This window comes from Microbacterium sp. NPDC006705, assembly GCF_044903545.1.
In the GTDB taxonomy this organism is placed as follows: Bacteria; Actinomycetota; Actinomycetes; order Actinomycetales; family Microbacteriaceae; genus Microbacterium; species Microbacterium plantarum.
Genome location: NZ_JBJDQQ010000001.1, coordinates 726143 through 743667, shown reverse-complemented (window position 1 = coordinate 743667; position 17525 = coordinate 726143). Strand labels below are relative to the sequence as shown.

Genomic DNA, 17525 nt, shown 5'->3' with positions numbered 1-17525 from the left:
GTCAGGTGCGGTCGCAGAGTGCGGATGCCGCGCGTGCGAGCGAACCGCCCAGCCCACGACGATCGGCAACCTCTGCGACGTTGTCTGCATCGGTGCGCCGGATGCGTCCGTCGACAGCGCCGAGGTCCAGGTCGCGGACCACCCGGACGACTCGCGGAGCCACCGCGAGGTAATCCGCTGCCGCCGCGAGCTTCGCGCGGACCCCGGCGCTCATGCCCTCGCCCCTCTCTGCCGCCGCCAGGATGCCGTCGAGGTCGCCGTGAGCGGCGAGGAGGGTCGCCGCGGTCTTCTCGCCCACGCCGGCCACTCCGGGGAGTCCGTCGGAAGCGTCACCGCGCATCGTGGCGAAGTCGGCGTACTGGTCGGGGCGCACGGCGTACTTCGCCACGACCGCCTCGCCCGTGAGCACATCGAGGTTGCTCATGCCCCGGCCGGTGTAGACGACGCGGATCTGCCGCGTGTCGTCCACGAGCTGGATGAGGTCGCGGTCGCCGGTGACGACGTCGACGGGCATCGTCGCGCGCGTCGCGAGCGTGCCGATCACGTCGTCGGCCTCGTGGTCGGGTGCCCCGACGATCGGGATGCCGAGGACGTCGAGGCTCTCGCGGATGGTCGGGATCTGCGCCTCGAGCGGGTCGGGCACGACCTCGACATCGGGACCGGTCTCGACCGTCTCGGCGACGCGGTGCGTCTTGTATGTCGGGATCAGGTCGACACGCCACTGCGGTCGCCAGTCGTCATCCCAGCAGGCGATCAGGTGAGTCGGCTCGTACGTCGTGACGAGCTTCGCGATCATGTCGAGGAAGCCGCGGGCCGCATTGACCGGCCGGCCCTCGGAGTCCTTGACGGTGTCGGGGACGCCGTAGAACGCGCGGAAGTACAGGGATGCGCTGTCGAGCAGCATGAGTCGGTCGCTCATCGCATCATCCTGGCACGGGAGGCGGCCCCCGCAGCATCGTGCTGATCCAGACTGCTCAGCATCCGGGCCCCGACGGCGGCTCGGTGCAGACCCGATCGACGAGCGTTCCCCGTGCCTCGAGCACCTCGACGGTGTACCCGGCGGTCGGGATCTCGAGGGCGCCCGGCACCGGTCGCCAGCCGCGGCCGAAATCGACCTCCGCGCGGTAGCGCACGGTGGCGTTCGCGACGTAGCTGCCTCGCGACCGGTAGGTGTGGCTCGCCGGTGTCCGGGCGGTGGCTGCGACGGTGCGGGTGCTGCCGTCGCCGGGAGCGATGACGATCTCGTCCGGCGTGAAGCGCACGGTGACCGGCAGGTCGAACAGCGTTCCCGTGGCCGTGTGCTGCGACGCCGCGATCAGGAAGTCGAGCGGGAGCCCGGCGACACCGTAGCCGGCCGGCTGGCTGCTGAGCGCACCCGGTTGCGGAGCGAAGGACGCGACATCGGCGATCGTCGCCTGCGGCAGAAGCGAGACGGTGAAGTCGTCGCACCGGTTCAGCGCCCCGCAGTCTCTCGGTGGGGCTGGCTGGGTGTCGGTTTCGCGTCCTTGGGAAGAGGGAGCCTGCAACGAAGGTGCGCGGCCTTCGCCTCGGATGACAACCGATTCGCCCGCGGGGTCGACTGTGCAGGCAGACACCCATCCGAGGCCGTCTGAACAGGGATCGTTCACACTCTGTGGTAAGCCGATCGTGAGGGCTGCCACCACGGTTGCGGTCAACATGCGCGCGGAACCGCGTTGCTCTCGAACTTGCTCAGCAGCCACCCGTCGTCGGAGCGGGTTGCGCTGATCTGCAAGCTTTGGATGTCAGGACGATCGCCGACCATCGATGCGCCGTTCTTGTCCACGACGCTTACCCGAGACACGTCGAGGCAAACGGCCAGGGTCGCACGAGTGCGGGCAGCATTCATTTCGTCTGGGCTCAACGACACAATCGTGCTCCTCCCCTCTACTTGCCAACTCTTCGAGCGCATCTCCTCAAACGACCTCGCTACAGAGACTTCGGCCTCATCAGTCGTAAGCGCCAGTACGGGTTCGAACGTTGTCGGGTCGGAGAGGTCCACGGCATTGAGGGCGTCGACGTAGGCGCGGTAGGTCGCTTCGGCGGCGGCGAAAGCGGCGGTGTCGCTGTCGGTGGGGGAGGGCGCTGTCGCCGTTGGCTCGGGGGTGGGCGAGGACGCGGGGGAGCCGCATCCGGTTGTCAGCAGTGCGACGGCGAGGACGGCGGCGACAGCATGGCGGCGTCGGACGAACATGCCCCGAACGTAGCGACCCCGATCCTCCGCCCGCGGGAACTTTCCACAGGGCTGTCTCGTAGCCTGGAGGGATGCGGAGTGGTGGTGCACATGTCGTTCGGTGAGGCGGCGCTCAGGCGGCGTCCGACGGACGCGGCGCCCTGCCCGTGCGGCGGCGGGGCGTTCGGCGCCTGCTGCGGTCCCATCCTCGACGGGCAGGCGGCGGGAACTGCGGAGCAGCTCATGCGTTCGCGCTACACCGCGTTCGCCGTGCGAGACCGTACCCATCTCGCGCGAACCTGGCACCCTGCGACGCGTCCCGACGGTCTCGAGGCGGACGGCCCGGAGGAGTGGACGGGGCTCACGGTCGTTCGGGCCGCCGGCGGCGCGAACGACGCCACGGGCATCGTCGAGTTCCGGGCCCGGTGGCGCTCCGGTTCCGATTCCGGAGAGCTCCACGAGGTCAGCCGATTCACTCGAGTACGCGGCCGATGGCTCTACGTCGGTGGTGTCCTCGACCCCTCCGCGTGACCGATCGGGACGGGCCGGGCACTTGGCGCCGCCGCGGCGAGCAGGAAGCGCTGGAGGACTGGAATCGAGCGGGTTCGCTCTGATACCCTGGATCGTCACTCGTGTGGCTTCGTCGCCATGCGCATCTGACGCATCATCCACAACCATCCGCCTCGATCGCGGCCGTCGTCCCCGAGATGACGAGCCCCGGATTCGCGGCCCGACACCCTGACCCAACAAGGACAACCCACTACATGACTAACGCAACGACCGCCCCGGCCACCAAGCAGGTCGCTATCAACGACATCGGATCTGCTGAGGACTTCCTGGCCGCGGTCGAGAAGACTCTGAAGTTCTTCAACGACGGCGACCTCATCGAAGGCACCGTGGTGAAGATCGACCGCGACGAGGTCCTCCTCGACGTCGGCTACAAGACCGAGGGTGTCATCCCCTCGCGCGAGCTTTCCATCAAGCACGACGTCGACCCCAACGAGGTCGTCAAGGTCGGCGACGAGGTCGAAGCCCTCGTTCTCCAGAAGGAGGACAAGGAAGGTCGCCTCATCCTCTCCAAGAAGCGCGCGCAGTACGAGCGCGCCTGGGGTGACGTCGAGAAGATCAAGGAGAACGACGGTGTCGTCACCGGCTCCGTGATCGAGGTCGTCAAGGGTGGTCTGATCGTCGACATCGGCCTGCGCGGCTTCCTGCCGGCATCGCTCATCGAGCTGCGTCGCGTCCGCGACCTCACGCCGTACCTCGGCCAGGAGATCGAGGCCAAGATTCTCGAGCTCGACAAGAACCGCAACAACGTCGTGCTCTCGCGCCGCGCCCTGCTCGAGCAGACGCAGTCCGAGTCGCGCACCACGTTCCTCAACAACCTCCACAAGGGACAGGTCCGCAAGGGCGTCGTCTCGTCGATCGTCAACTTCGGTGCGTTCGTCGACCTGGGCGGCGTGGACGGCCTCGTGCACGTCTCCGAGCTCTCGTGGAAGCACATCGAGCACGCTTCCGAGGTCGTCGAGGTCGGCCAGGAGGTCACCGTCGAGATCCTCGAGGTCGACCTCGACCGCGAGCGCGTCTCGCTGTCGCTCAAGGCGACGCAGGAGGACCCGTGGCAGGTCTTCGCCCGCACCCACGCGATCGGACAGGTCGCGCCGGGCAAGGTCACCAAGCTCGTTCCGTTCGGTGCGTTCGTTCGCGTCGCTGACGGCATCGAGGGCCTCGTGCACATCTCCGAGCTGTCGGGCAAGCACGTCGAGCTCGCCGAGCAGGTCGTGTCGGTCGGCGAAGAGGTCTTCGTCAAGATCATCGACATCGACCTCGAGCGTCGCCGCATCTCGCTCTCGCTGAAGCAGGCGAACGAGTCGGTCGACCCCTACGGCACCGAGTTCGACCCCGCCCTCTACGGCATGGTCACCGAGTACGACGAGAACGGGGAGTACAAGTACCCCGAGGGCTTCGACCCGGAGACCAACCAGTGGAAGGAAGGCTTCGACGAGCAGCGTCTGGCTTGGGAGGCCGAGTACGCGGCAGCTCAGGGTCGCTGGGAGGCGCACAAGGCTGCTGTCGTCAAGGCCCTCGAGGCCGAGGCGGCTGCTCCCGCCGACAACGGCTCGTCGTTCTCGTCGGACGTCCAGTCCGCGAGCACCGGCGGCGGCACGCTGGCCGACGACGAGGCTCTCGCCGCTCTGCGCGAGAAGCTCTCGGGTCGCTGAGCCCACACTGATACGACGGAAGGGTCGGAGCCTCGTGCTCCGGCCCTTTCGCCGTTTCCGGGCGACGTAACGAGATTCCGCCGTGCCGTGCGCGCGGGCGTCCGTGACGCGATAGTTTCAGTGCATGGAGAACGAGACGCCGCAACGAACGCGCGCGACCTACGTTCTCCCCGCGCCCCCGCGGTGGGTGGATGCCGTCCTCGGAGACGGTGACCGCGCGCGGTCGGCGATGCTCAATCAGATCGTGACGACGTCCGTCGTGCTCGTCGTTGCAATTGCGGGCCTCATGGTGGGATTCCGCGGTGACACGGCCCTGTTCTTCCTCGCCGTCACCGCTGTCTTCGTGCTCACGGGCGCATCGATCATCGTCCCGTGGGGGCATCTGCCGCCCCGGTGGCTCGCTCTGATCCCGCTGGGCGACATCGTCGCGATCGGCGTCATGCGCGTCGCCGAGCCGACCGGTGGATTCGGGTTGCTCTGGGTCTTCCCGGTCATCTGGCTCGCGGCGGGTTTCGGCGCCGCCGGCTGGCTCGGGGGCATCTTCCTAGCTCTCGCCGCATACGGCGTGACGGACGCGGTGATCCGGTCGTCGCCGTCATCCTTCGGTTTCCTGCTTCTGCCTCTCCTGCTCATCGCCGTGAGCACGTCGACGTTCCTCAGCAGCCGGCGCGCCAGCGCACAGCGGCTGCTCCTCGACCGTCAAGCGACGGTGCTGACGCAATCTCTCGAGCGAGCGCGCCGACATGAGCAGGTGCTCACCGAGGCCCTCGACCGCGTCGACTTCGGCGTCGCGCGGATCGAGTCGGACGGCTCGGCCTCGATCATCAATGACGCCCACGCGCGCCTGCAGCGCGGGTCGCGCACCAGCGGACAGCCTGACGTGTTCTCGGCCGACGGCTCGACGCTGCTGGCCGCTGACGAGCATCCACTGGCGCGCGTCCGGCACGGCGAAGCCTTCACCGACGCGCGAATCCAGGTCGGCCAGGGCGAGGACCGCCGTGTTCTGAGCGTGTCGGCGCGGCGCATCATCGAGCCGGATGGCAGGGATTCCGGCGCGGTCGTCGTGACGCGCGACGTCACGGCCGAAACCGACGCGTTGCGAGAGCGCGACGCCCTCGTGTCGTCGGTCTCGCACGAGCTGCGGACCCCTTTGACGTCCATCCTGGGTTACCTCGAGCTGGCCATCGACACGCCGGGTGTTCCCGAGGCGGCGCTCGAGAACCTGCGCGTCGCAGATCGGAACGCCGACCAGCTGCTCCGCCTCGTGGGAGACGTGCTGGCGGCGTCGAGTCAGCACAAATCCGCGGCGCAGCTCACCGTCTCACCGGCGGACGTCGATCTCGTCGAGATCGTCCACGCTGCCGTGGAGTCGATCCTCGTGAGCGCGGGGGAGCGCGGCATCGTGATCGACGTGTCCCGCGTCGAACCAGCTCGGGCCTATGCGGACCCTGTTCGCATCCGGCAGGTTCTCGACAACCTCCTCTCGAACGCGGTCAAGTACAACCGACCGGGCGGTCGTGTCTCGGTCGCCACCTCGGTCGGTGACCAGTGGGCGCTGATCGCCGTGCAGGACTCCGGGGTCGGGCTGAACGAGGAGGACCTCGGCTCGGTGTTCCAGCGCTACTACCGGGGGGCAGCCGTCCGCGATTCGTCCGTCACCGGCAACGGGCTCGGTCTGGCGATCAGCCGCGATATCGTGCGCAGGCACGGCGGGGACATCACGGTCACCAGCGTTCTGGGCGTCGGTTCGACTTTCTCGGTGACGCTTCCGGCGCGGCGGCCCGGGACGGCGACATCATGATCGATCAGTTCTCCGTTTCGCTCGTGACCGCCGTCGTGGTGCTGGTGTGCGCCGTGCTGTTCATCTTCGATACTCTGCTGCGTCGGCCCGAGCAGAGCGGCCGATTCTGGGCAGTCGGATTCCTCTCCGCCGTGCTGACCACGATGTTCTACGTCGTCTGGGCCAGTGCCCCTGAAACCGCCTGGGCCGTCGTGTGCGGCAACACCGCTGCCGTCGTCGGTACGGGTCTCATGTGGCTCGGATGCCGCGCCTACAACCGGCGGCCGGTGCGCGGAGCCGGTGTCGTCGTCGCGCTCGGCGGCACCGCTGCCGCGGTCGCTGCCGCCGTCGAGTTCGCCCTGGGCGGCGACGACTGGTCCGGGGCCGTGGTGATGTTCGGAGCGCTGAGCGTGCTGGCCACGGCGGCGTCGGTGGAGTGCTTCCGCGGTGCCCTCGGCGCCTCCCGTACCGCGCTCCCGCTGGGCATCGTCTTCGGCGTGCAGGCGCTGTTCTACCTCGTGCGCGTCGTCATCGTCGTGACGCTGGGGTACGGCGAGGTCTTCGATCTGTGGGCGGGTTCGATACCCACGAGCATCCTGACGGTGGTCCTCTCCATCACCGCCGTCGTCAGCGCGTCGGTCCTCCGCGCTGGTCGGGTCGGCGTGCGCGGGTCCGATTCGCCGGAGGGGCGCGATGCCGGTTCGGGTGAGATCGCCACGATCGCGGGCTTCCGCCGGGCGGTCAGCGTGAGCGTCCAGCGGGCCAGCGCGCGGAGGGAGTTGGTGGCGGTCTGGGTCATCGAGCTCGACGGACTCGAGTACATCGCCACCGCGTTCGGTCTCGATGTGGGCGATGAGGTCGTACGGACGTGGCGCAAGACCATGGCGGCGAACGCGCCGACGCTCGCTGTTCTGGGCGAGGTCGGGGCCGAGCGGATCGGAGTCATCACGGTCGTCGGATCCGCGGCGGACGCGCGACGGCAGGCGCTGGCGCTCTACCGCTCCCTGTTCGAGGCGCTCGGCTCGGTCGAGGGCGGCGTGCTTCCGGCCATCGGCATCGGCGTCGCGCTGAGCGATGCCGTCGGCTACGACGCGGATGCCCTGATCGAGGCGGCGGCGGCCGCGGCGACCCGTGCCTCGTCGGGGGTGGCTTCGGCCGTGCTGCTCGCCGAACCGTCCTGACGCTGTCCGCGCCGCTGTCAGCGCTGGTCGAGCCGGTACCCCGTGCCCTGGTCCGAGGCGATCAGGGTCGACGTCGCGGCGGCCGCGAACGTCCCGCGCAGCGACTCGACGCTGCGCTCGATCGCCCGCACCTCGTCGGGATCGGGAGCTTCTGCGCGTGACCGGGACCGAAGAGCGAGTGCGAGGTCGTGCTTCGTCCGGGTGCGTCCCTGCGCGAGGAGGAGGGCGCGGAGCACGGACGATTCGGCGTGCGCGAGTTCGATCGGAACGCCCGCGAGGCGGAAGACGCCGTCGGTCACCGATACGTCGCCATAGGAGAGGTTCTGCGCGGCCGGAGTCGGGGTCGCCGTCGGTGCGGCATCCACGACGGGCGCCTCCTCGCGTCGCCGCTGTGACGGGATGGCTGCCAGGCGTGCTTTGAGATCGCGCGGCCGGAACGGCTTGCCGAGGTACTCGTCACCGCCGGCTGCCCTGCCGCGCTCGGCGTCGCCCGGTTCCACGAAGGCGGAGATGAAGATGATGTAGGTGTCGCTGAACGCGCGGACGCGACGCGCGACCTCGAACCCGTCGATGCCGGGAATGTTGACGTCGAGGGTCGTGACGTCGGGGGATACCGATCGGATCAGCTCGACCGCGTCGAGGCCGTTCTCGGTCGCGTGCACCGAGAATCCGCTCGATTCGAGGATCGCCGAGAGCAGGCTGCGGATGTCGGCCTGGTCTTCGACGATGACGGCGGTGCGTTCCACGGTGATCCCACCTTCCGCGGGTTGTGTGGAATCCATCGTATCGACCGGGCGACCTCGCGCTCGGCCTAGCGCCCGTGGCATCCTCGGGTGTATGCCTCTGATCGCATTGACAGGCGGGATCGCGTCCGGCAAATCCACGATCGCGCGTCGGCTGGCCGAGCACGGGGCCGTTGTCGTCGACGCGGACGCGATCGTGCGGGACGTCCAGCGCCCCGGGTCTCCCGTGCTCGAGGCCATCAGCGCCGAGTTCGGGTCCGGCGTGATCGCGGCTGACGGCGAACTCGACCGCGCCGCGCTGGCGGTCATCGTGTTCGCCGACCCGGAAGCGCGAACCAGGCTGAACGAGATCGTCCACCCGGCGGTGCGTGCGGAGTCGCAGCGACGCTTCGACGAAGCGCTCGGCCGAGGGGACGGGACCATCGTGGTGTACGACGTGCCTCTGCTCGTCGAGGCTCGCGTCGACGACCCCTGGGATTCCGTCGTCGTCGCGCACGCGCCCGCATCCGTCCGCCGCGAGCGTCTGCAGCGCCTTCGCGGGATGACGGCGGAGGAGGCCGACCGGCGGATCTCGGCGCAGGTCGACGATGACCAGCGACTCGCAATCGCCGACGTCGTCATCGACACCGCGGGTGACCTCGAGGCGACGCTGGCGCAGGTCGACGCCCTCTGGGCCGAGCTCACCGCGGCGCCCGCCTCGTAGCACGCGCGCACGCTCTGAGCGAAGGCCGAGCCCGATGTCGGTGGCCCCGCCTACGCTGGAATCATGCAGACCACGCGCTCCGTGAGGCCCTTCGAGGTCATCAGCGAATACGTCCCGAGCGGTGACCAGCCCCAGGCGATCGCCGAGCTCGCAGGCCGGATCAACGCGGGTGAGACCGACGTCGTGCTGCTGGGCGCCACGGGTACGGGCAAGTCGGCGACGACGGCGTGGCTCATCGAGCAGGTGCAGCGTCCGACGCTCGTGATGGCGCACAACAAGACGCTCGCCGCGCAGCTGGCGAACGAGTTCCGCGATCTCATGCCGAACAACGCGGTCGAGTACTTCGTCAGCTACTACGACTACTACCAGCCCGAGGCGTACGTCCCGCAGACCGACACCTTCATCGAGAAGGACTCGTCGATCAACGCCGAGGTCGAGCGGTTGCGCCATTCGACCACGAACTCGCTCCTGAGCCGTCGCGACGTGGTCGTGGTGAGCACGGTCTCGTGCATCTACGGCCTCGGTGCGCCTGAGGAGTATCTCCGCGCCATGGTCGCGCTCCAGGTGGGCGAGCGATACGACCGTGACGCCCTCATCCGCAAGTTCATCGCGATGCAGTACAACCGCAACGACGTGGACTTCTCGCGCGGCAACTTCCGGGTGCGCGGCGACACGATCGAGATCATCCCGGTGTACGAGGAGTACGCCATCCGCATCGAGCTCTTCGGCGACGAGATCGAGGCGCTGTACATGCTCCACCCGCTGACGGGCGACGTCGTGCAGAAGCTGGACAGCGTCCCGGTGTTCCCGGCGTCGCATTACGTGGCGGGCACCGAGACGGTCCAGCGCGCCATCGGAACGATCGAGCACGAGCTGGGCGAGCGTCTGAAGGAGTTCGAGAGCCAGGGGAAGCTGCTGGAGGCGCAGCGTCTCCGGATGCGGACGACGTTCGACCTCGAGATGCTGCAGCAGCTCGGCTTCTGCTCGGGCATCGAGAACTACTCGCGGCACCTCGATGGTCGTTCCCCGGGTGACCCGCCCCACACGCTGCTCGACTTCTTCCCCGACGACTTCCTCCTCGTGATCGACGAGTCGCACGTGACCGTTCCGCAGATCGGAGCGATGTACGAGGGGGATGCCTCCCGCAAGCGCACCCTCGTCGATCACGGATTCCGTCTGCCGAGCGCCATGGACAACCGGCCGCTCCGCTTCGACGAGTTCAAGGAGCGCGTCGGGCAGACCGTGTACCTCTCCGCGACACCGGGGCGCTACGAGATGGGCATCGCCGACGGCGTGGTCGAACAGATCATCCGGCCTACCGGTCTCGTGGACCCCGAGATCATCATCAAACCCTCGAAGGGTCAGATCGACGATCTGCTCGAGGAGATCCGGCTGCGCGTGGAGCGCGACGAGCGCGTCCTGGTGACGACACTCACCAAGAAGATGGCCGAAGAGCTCACCGACTTCCTCGGCGAGCACGGCGTGCGGGTGCGCTACCTGCACTCCGACGTCGACACGCTCCGCCGTGTGGAGCTCCTCACGGAGTTGCGCCAGGGCGCGTACGACGTGCTCGTCGGCATCAACCTGCTCCGCGAGGGACTCGACCTGCCCGAGGTGTCGTTGGTCGCGATCCTCGACGCCGACAAGGAGGGGTTCCTGCGTTCGGGAACCTCACTCATCCAGACGATCGGGCGCGCGGCGCGAAACGTCTCGGGCCAGGTGCACATGTACGCCGACAAGATCACCGACTCGATGGCCGCAGCCATCGAGGAGACCGAGCGTCGCCGTGAGAAGCAGATCGCCTACAACCTCGAGCACGGCATCGATCCGCAGCCGCTGCGGAAGAAGATCGCCGACATCACGGATGCCCTCGCGCGCGAGGCATCCGATACCCGCGACCTGCTGAACGGCAAGGCGACGGCTCGCAACAAGTCGGGCAAGGGCAAGAGCCCGACCCCGCAGCTGCGCCGTGAGGGGATCGCCGCAGAAGGGGCTCAGCAGCTCGAGGCGACGATCGAAGACCTCTCGCAGCAGATGCTCGCCGCGGCAGCGGAACTCAAGTTCGAGCTGGCAGGGCGCCTCCGTGACGAGGTGCAGGACCTCAAGAAGGAGCTGCGTGCGATGGAGCGAGCCGGGCACGCCTGACCGCGAGAGGTGTCAGCGGCGGCGCCGGGTCAACGGGGGCAGTGGAGCAGGGGCTTCGGCCCGGCTCGGTCCACGTCGTGCTCGGTCATCGGGTGGCCGCACAACGGACACGCGCGGCCGGTGCGCTCGGGCTCGGGCTCGCTCTCGTACGGGCCGACGGACGCCGGCCCGGCGGCACGGATGAGCCGCGAGTTCAGATAGGCGTACCAGCCGCCCGCCTCGCGGACGCGCGTGCGAAGGGGTAGGCGGCGGTCGTACTCGGTCATGATCATCAGTGTACTAACGATTAGGGCGTATAGGATGCGAGGGTGGACCCCGCCGACGACATGTTGAAGCTCGACAACCAGCTCTGCTTCGCGTTGGTCACCGCGGCCCGGAACGTCGTGGCCATCTACCGGCCGATTCTCGAGCCGCTCGGCCTGACCCACCCGCAGTACCTCGTCATGCTCGCCCTCTGGGAATCGTCACCGCAGGCGCTGGGGGAGCTGGCGGCCGACCTTGCGATGGAGCCGGCGACGCTGTCTCCGCTCGTCAAACGTCTCGAGGCCCAGGGGCTGGTCACGCGCGCGCGGCGGCGAGGCGACGAACGCGTGCTCGAGATCGGACTGACCGCTGCGGGCCGAGCGCTGCGCGCGGACGCGGTGCGTGTCCCCGAACAGGTCATGGCGGCGGTCGGAATGACGGTCGACGAGGTGACCGCTCTGCGCGACGGACTCGAGCCGTTCGCCGGGCGGCGGGTCCCTCGGGAGCAGCCGCTGTAGCGCAAGAGTGAGCCCAGGGCGAACCGCGGAGCCGGTGTCGGAGGCCCGACCTAGACTTGTGCGGTGCCCATCGTCCCCGTCGCTTCCTCATCGAAACTCAGCGTCCGCGGAGCCCGCGTCCACAACCTCAAGGACGTGGATCTCGACATCCCGCGCGACAGTCTCGTCGTCTTCACCGGCCTCTCCGGCTCGGGAAAGTCGAGTCTCGCCTTCGACACGATCTTCGCCGAGGGGCAGCGCCGCTACGTCGAGTCGCTGAGCGCGTACGCGCGACAGTTCCTCGGTCAGGTGGATCGTCCCGACGTCGACTTCATCGAGGGCCTGAGCCCCGCCGTCTCGATCGATCAGAAATCGACGAACCGCAACCCGCGGTCGACGGTCGGCACGATCACCGAGATCCACGACTACATGCGCCTCTTGTGGGCGCGGATCGGCGTGCCGCACTGTCCCGAGTGCGGCGAGCGGATCCAGCGTCAGACCGTCCAGCAGATCGCCGACCAGCTCATGGAGCTGCCCGACCGCACGCGCTATCAGGTGGTCGCGCCGGTCGTGACGCAGAAGAAGGGCGAGTTCGTCGACCTCTTCAAGGAGCTGAGCGCGAAGGGCTACGCCCGGGCGGTCGTCGACGGCGACGTGATCTCGCTGGCCGAGCCGCCGACGCTCAAGAAGAGCTACAAGCACGACATCGCGGTGGTCGTCGACCGCCTCGTCGCCGGCCCCGATCTGCTCGGGCGCGTGACCGACTCGGTCGAGACCGCCCTGGCACTCGCCGGCGGCGTCATCAAGATCAACTTCGTCGACGAAGAGGGCGACGCGGCGTGGCAGAGCTTCAGCGAGAAGCTCGCCTGCCCGAACGGCCACGCGTTGCAGCTCACCGAGATCGAGCCGCGCACCTTCTCGTTCAATGCACCCTTCGGCGCATGCCCGACGTGCTCGGGTCTCGGCACCCGGATGTCGGTCGACGCCGAGCTCATGCTGGGCGACGAGGAGCTCTCGATCGCCGAGGGCGTCCTCCTGCCCTGGACAACGCAGGGCAAGGGACTCTTCCAGTACTACGAGCGGCTGCTCGAAGGGCTCGCATCCGACTTGAAGTTCTCGCTCAAGACCCCGTGGCGCAAGCTGCCGGCGGAGGTGCAGGACGCGGTGCTGCGCGGCGAGAACTACAAGGTGACGGTCAAGTGGAAGAACCGTTACGGGCGCGAGATGCGCTACGCATCGGGCTTCGAAGGCGTCATCCCGTACATCGAACGTCAGTATCTCCAGGCCGAGACGGACACGCAGCGTCAGCGTTGGGCGGAGTACCTGCGCGAGGTCCCGTGCCCCGCGTGCGACGGCGACCGGCTCAAGCCGGAGGTGCTCGCGGTCCTCGTCCACGAGCATTCCATCGCCGACGTCGCGCGGCTGAGCCTCGCCGAGGCGCAGACCTACTTCAACCAGCTCGAGCTCACCGAGCGCGAGGCCAAGATCGCGGCAGCGGTGCTGCGCGAGATCCGCGCCCGACTCGACTTCCTCATCGAGGTCGGACTGAACTACCTCAGCCTGGGGCGCGCCGCCGGATCGCTCTCGGGTGGCGAGGCACAGCGCATCCGGCTCGCGACACAGATCGGTTCGGGCCTCACCGGGGTCCTCTACGTCCTCGACGAGCCGTCGATCGGACTGCACCAGCGCGACAACCGCCGGCTGATCGACACGCTGGTGAAGCTGAAGAGCCTCGGCAACACGCTCATCGTCGTCGAGCACGACGAAGAGACGATCGCCGCCGCCGACTGGGTGGTCGACATCGGCCCGCGTGCCGGCGTCGAAGGCGGAAACGTCGTCCACTCCGGCCCGTACGACGCTCTGCTGGCCGACGAGAACTCCATGACCGGCGATTACCTGTCGGGACGCCGGTCGCTCGAGACGCCGACGAAGCGTCGCAAGATCGACAAGAAGCGAATGCTGACGGTCGTCGGCGCCCGGGCCAACAACCTCAAGAACGTGACCGCCGAGTTCCCGCTCGGTGTGCTCACCTCGGTGACCGGAGTCAGCGGCTCGGGCAAGTCCACGCTCGTCAACGGCATCCTGTACGAAGTGCTGGCGACCCGCCTGAACGGTGCACGCCGCGTCGCGGGCAAGCACACGCGCGTCACCGGCCTCGACAACCTGGACAAGGTGGTTCACGTCGACCAGGCGCCGATCGGCCGCACCCCGCGATCGAACCCCGCCACCTACACCGGCGTCTTCGACCGCATCCGCACCCTGTTCAGCGAGACGCCCGAGGCGAAGGTCCGCGGATACCTGCCGGGTCGGTTCTCGTTCAACGTCAAGGGTGGTCGCTGCGAGGCGTGCTCCGGCGACGGCACACTGAAGATCGAGATGAACTTCCTGCCCGACGTGTACGTCGACTGCGAGGTGTGCCACGGCAAGCGGTACAACCGCGACACGCTCGCTGTGCACTACAAGGGCAAGAACATCGCCGAGGTCCTCGAGATGCCCATCTCGGAGGCCGCGGAGTTCTTCGAGCCGATCCAGGCGATCCACCGCTACCTGAAGACGCTGGTGGACGTCGGGCTCGGGTACGTCCGGCTCGGTCAGTCCGCCACGACGCTTTCGGGCGGCGAGGCGCAGCGCGTCAAGCTCGCCACGGAGCTGCAGCGCCGCTCGAACGGCCGCAGCATCTACGTGCTCGACGAGCCCACGACGGGCCTGCACTTCGAAGACGTCCGCAAGCTGCTCGAGGTGCTCAACGGTCTCGTCGACAAGGGCAACACCGTGATCACGATCGAGCACAACCTCGACGTGATCAAGGCCTCCGACTGGATCATCGACCTCGGTCCCGAGGGCGGTGCCGGCGGCGGCACGATCGTGGCCACGGGTACGCCCGAGCAGGTCGCGGGCGTTGCCGAGAGCCACACCGGTCAGTTCCTCGCCGAGATCCTGGGGGCCCCGGCGGCGCGCAAGGCGGGCTGACGTGGCGAACGTCCTTCCGTACCGGCCGAAAGCCGGCGAGATCCCCACAGACCCCGGGGTCTACCGCTTCCGCGACGCGGAAGGGCGGGTCCTGTACGTCGGCAAGGCGAAGAACCTCCGGGCCCGGCTGTCGAACTACTTCGCTCCGCTCCACACCCTCCACGAGCGCACCCGCCGCATGGTCACCACCGCGGCCTCGGTCGAATGGACCGTCGTGGCGACCGACGTCGACTCGCTGCAGCTGGAGTACATGTGGATCAAGGAGTTCGATCCGCCCTTCAACGTCCGCTACCGCGACGACAAGTCCTACCCGTTCATGGCCATCACTCTCGCCGATGAGGCGCCGCGGGTGATCGTGACGCGCAACCGGCGGATTCCCGGTGCGAAGTACTTCGGGCCGTATCCCAAGGTCTGGGCGGTGCACGAGACCATCGATCTGATGATCAAGGTCTTCCCGATCCGCACGTGCAGCGACTCGTCGTACAAGAAGGCGATGGCCTCGGGGCGTCCGTGCTTCCCCGGTCAGATCGGCCGCTGCGGCGGGCCGTGCTCGATGAAGGTCACGATCGAAGAGCACCGCGCGATGGTCGATGACTTCGTCGCCTTCATGTCGGGCGGTGATCAGCGGTTCGCCCGAGAGCTGACGACGCGCATGCGCGAGTCGGCCGCGGCGATGGACTACGAGTCGGCGGCTGTCTACCGCGACAAGCTGCAGGCGATCGACGCCGTCCTCAACAAGAGCGCCCTCGTGCTCGAGGACGATATGGATGCCGACCTCTTCGGCATCGCCGAGGACGAGCTCGCCGCTGCCGTCCAGCACTTCGTCGTGCGCGGCGGTCGCATTCGCGGTGTGCGGGCGACGACGATCGAGAAGGAGATCGACATCTCCGGGGCCGATCTGGTCGATCAGGTGCTCCAGCGGACGTACGGGGATGCCGCGCCAGGTGACATCCCTCGGCATGTGTTCGTTCCGACGCTGCCCGGCGATGCCGGCGAGCTGAAGCAATGGCTGCAGACTCGCCGCGGCAAGCGCGTCACCGTGCAGGTCGCGCAGCGCGGACGCAAGGCGGATCTGATGAAGACCGCCAACATCAACGCGCAGCAGGCGCTCATGCTTCACAAGACCCGTCGCACGAGCGACTACGTCACGCGCAGCCAGGCGTTGACCGACCTCCAGGAGGCCCTCGGCCTCGAGGAGGCTCCGTTGCGGATCGAGTGCTACGACGTCTCGCACCTGTCGGGCACCAATGTCGTCGCGTCTCTCGTGGTCTTCGAGGATGGGCTTCCCCGCAAGGACCAGTACCGGATCTTCGGCGTCAACGAGACGACGGACGACACGGACTCGATGTACCAGGTGCTGACGCGCCGCCTCGCCTACCTCGACCGACCCGACGAGGACGATGAGCCGGTTCCCGACGCAACCGCCGACGGCGAGGTCGTGACGGCACGCAAGCGCCCGCGTTTCGCCTATCGTCCGCAGCTGCTCGTCGTCGACGGCGGCAAGCCTCAGGTCGAAGCGGCAGCGCGAGCCCTCGCCGACGCCGGACACAGCGAGATCGCTCTCTGCGGCATCGCCAAACGGCTCGAGGAGATCTGGCTGCCGGGGGAGGAGTACCCCGTCATCCTCCCGCGCACGTCCGAGTCGCTGTATCTCCTTCAGCGGCTGCGAGACGAAGCCCATCGATTCGCGATCGTCCACCAGCGCAAGCGGCGAAAGCGCGACATCACCTCGGTCCTCGCCGAGGTGCCGGGACTGGGCGCGGCCCGGATCAAGGCTCTGCTCCGGCACTTCGGCTCGGTCTCCAAGCTCAAGCAGGCCACTCCGGACGAGATCCAGGAGCTGCCGGGTATCGGTCCTCGTCTCGCGGAGGCGATCCATCGCCATCTCGCGGACGGATAGGCTGGACGTCGGCGAGAGACAGGGGTGGTGACGGTGACCGACGAGGTACCCGCGGGCGAGATTCTCATCGTCACGGGCATGTCCGGTGCCGGTCGCACCACGGCGGCGAACGCCCTGGAAGACCTGGGGTGGTACGTCGTCGACAATCTGCCGCCGCAGATGCTCCGTCCGCTGCTCGAGCTCAGCGAGCTGGCCGGCAATGCGTTGCCGCGAGTCGCGGCAGTCGTCGACGTCCGCGGTGGTGAGCTGTTCGCCGCGCTGCCCGAGATCACGCGCGCGCTTCGGCACGGGCGGGCCCTCCGGATCCTGTTCCTGGATGCCGCCGACGAGGTGCTCGTGCGCCGGTTCGAGTCCGTGCGTCGCCCGCACCCTCTCCAGGGCGACGGCACGCTCGTCGACGGCATCCGCCGCGAGCGCGAACGCCTCGCCCCGATTCGCGAGAGCGCCGACGTGATCGTCGACACCTCTCGCGACAACATTCATCAGCTGGCGACCTACATCGGGGATCTGTTCGCCGACGACGGTGCTGCTCGGCACACCGTGACCGTCATGAGCTTCGGCTTCAAATACGGCTTGCCGCCGGACGCCGACCTCGTGGCCGACATGCGATTCCTGCCGAACCCGTTCTGGAACCCCGACCTCAAGGCGCTCACCGGCGAAGACGACGCCGTCCGCGAAGAGGTCCTTTCGCACGACAACGCACGCGAATTCATCGACGCCTACGCTGCGGCGCTGGCCCCCGTGCTGCGCGGTTACCAGGACGAGAACAAGCGCCATTCCGTGGTCGCCGTCGGATGCACGGGAGGCAAGCACCGCTCCGTCGTCACGGCTCGAGAACTCGCGCAGCGGCTGTCGGGGCTGCCCGGCGTGGCGGTGCGACTCAAGCACCGCGACCTCGGTCGCGAGTAGGCTATCCCTTCGTCCCCCGAACCCCCTCCCGAAGGAGCGCC

General features: G+C 68.2%; 15 protein-coding genes. 10 read left to right on the top strand and 5 right to left on the bottom strand.

The genetic code is table 11. From position 1 onward, the window contains the following. Position 1 precedes the first annotated feature (1 nt). The 3 genes from ACI2K6_RS03580 to ACI2K6_RS03570 all read right to left on the bottom strand — a co-directional run bounded on the left by ACI2K6_RS03580 (position 2) and on the right by ACI2K6_RS03570 (position 2212). The gene (locus ACI2K6_RS03580) at positions 2 to 919 is read right to left on the bottom strand and encodes a 5'-3' exonuclease H3TH domain-containing protein (RefSeq protein WP_404568094.1); all 918 of its coding nucleotides are present in this window, start codon (positions 917 to 919) and stop codon (positions 2 to 4) included. A gap of 55 nt (positions 920 to 974) precedes the next feature. Continuing rightward, positions 975 to 1526 carry a hypothetical protein gene (locus ACI2K6_RS03575; RefSeq protein WP_404568093.1) on the bottom strand — a complete coding sequence of 184 codons (552 nt, stop codon included), beginning with the start codon at positions 1524 to 1526 and terminating at the stop codon, positions 975 to 977. Positions 1527 to 1672: 146 nt separating this feature from the next. Then, positions 1673 to 2212 (bottom strand): hypothetical protein, encoded by a 540-nt coding sequence (locus ACI2K6_RS03570; RefSeq protein WP_404568092.1) that lies wholly within the window; start codon positions 2210 to 2212, stop codon positions 1673 to 1675. 78 nt (positions 2213 to 2290) lie between these two features. On the opposite strand from ACI2K6_RS03570, the gene ACI2K6_RS03565 reads away from it, so the two are divergent. The 4 genes from ACI2K6_RS03565 (at position 2291) to ACI2K6_RS03550 (ending at position 7374) form a co-directional block, all read left to right on the top strand. After that, positions 2291 to 2722 (top strand): YchJ family protein, encoded by a 432-nt coding sequence (locus tag ACI2K6_RS03565; RefSeq protein WP_404568091.1) that lies wholly within the window; start codon positions 2291 to 2293, stop codon positions 2720 to 2722. A 233-nt stretch (positions 2723 to 2955) separates the two neighbouring features. After that, complete coding sequence (gene rpsA / locus ACI2K6_RS03560; RefSeq protein ID WP_023951490.1) at positions 2956 to 4413, top strand: 30S ribosomal protein S1; 1458 nt, start codon at positions 2956 to 2958, stop codon at positions 4411 to 4413. 124 nt (positions 4414 to 4537) lie between these two features. Continuing rightward, positions 4538 to 6214 (top strand): sensor histidine kinase, encoded by a 1677-nt coding sequence (locus tag ACI2K6_RS03555; RefSeq protein WP_404568090.1) that lies wholly within the window; start codon positions 4538 to 4540, stop codon positions 6212 to 6214. Further along, positions 6211 to 7374, top strand: coding sequence for a diguanylate cyclase domain-containing protein (locus ACI2K6_RS03550; protein WP_404568089.1), 1164 nt, complete (start codon positions 6211 to 6213; stop codon positions 7372 to 7374). The genes ACI2K6_RS03555 and ACI2K6_RS03550 overlap by 4 nt, the downstream gene beginning before the upstream one ends. 17 nt (positions 7375 to 7391) lie before the next feature. On the opposite strand, the gene ACI2K6_RS03545 is transcribed toward ACI2K6_RS03550, so the two are convergent. Further along, a complete protein-coding gene (locus ACI2K6_RS03545; protein WP_323987515.1) occupies positions 7392 to 8120 on the bottom strand; it encodes a response regulator transcription factor in 729 nt (242 codons plus the stop codon). Positions 8121 to 8211: 91 nt separating this feature from the next. Here ACI2K6_RS03545 and coaE point away from each other — a divergent pair, with 91 nt between their 5' ends. Next, positions 8212 to 8820, top strand: coding sequence for a dephospho-CoA kinase (gene coaE / locus ACI2K6_RS03540; protein ID WP_404568088.1), 609 nt, complete (start codon positions 8212 to 8214; stop codon positions 8818 to 8820). A gap of 63 nt (positions 8821 to 8883) precedes the next feature. Continuing rightward, a complete protein-coding gene (gene uvrB, locus ACI2K6_RS03535) occupies positions 8884 to 10965 on the top strand; it encodes an excinuclease ABC subunit UvrB (RefSeq protein WP_112614014.1) in 2082 nt (693 codons plus the stop codon). 29 nt (positions 10966 to 10994) lie between these two features. On the opposite strand, the gene ACI2K6_RS03530 is transcribed toward uvrB, so the two are convergent. Next, positions 10995 to 11237 (bottom strand): hypothetical protein, encoded by a 243-nt coding sequence (locus ACI2K6_RS03530; protein WP_404568087.1) that lies wholly within the window; start codon positions 11235 to 11237, stop codon positions 10995 to 10997. Between the two features lie 54 nt (positions 11238 to 11291). Here ACI2K6_RS03530 and ACI2K6_RS03525 point away from each other — a divergent pair, with 54 nt between their 5' ends. The 4 genes from ACI2K6_RS03525 (at position 11292) to rapZ (ending at position 17484) form a co-directional block, all read left to right on the top strand. After that, positions 11292 to 11726 (top strand): MarR family winged helix-turn-helix transcriptional regulator, encoded by a 435-nt coding sequence (locus tag ACI2K6_RS03525; protein ID WP_404568572.1) that lies wholly within the window; start codon positions 11292 to 11294, stop codon positions 11724 to 11726. A 63-nt stretch (positions 11727 to 11789) separates the two neighbouring features. Next, positions 11790 to 14675, top strand: a complete 2886-nt coding sequence (uvrA, locus tag ACI2K6_RS03520) for an excinuclease ABC subunit UvrA (protein ID WP_112614020.1) — start codon at positions 11790 to 11792, stop codon at positions 14673 to 14675. Position 14676: 1 nt separating this feature from the next. Continuing rightward, positions 14677 to 16575 (top strand): excinuclease ABC subunit UvrC, encoded by a 1899-nt coding sequence (uvrC, locus tag ACI2K6_RS03515; RefSeq protein WP_404568086.1) that lies wholly within the window; start codon positions 14677 to 14679, stop codon positions 16573 to 16575. Positions 16576 to 16608: 33 nt separating this feature from the next. Further along, the gene (gene rapZ / locus ACI2K6_RS03510; protein WP_274178020.1) at positions 16609 to 17484 is read left to right on the top strand and encodes an RNase adapter RapZ; all 876 of its coding nucleotides are present in this window, start codon (positions 16609 to 16611) and stop codon (positions 17482 to 17484) included. Positions 17485 to 17525: the final 41 nt, after the last annotated feature.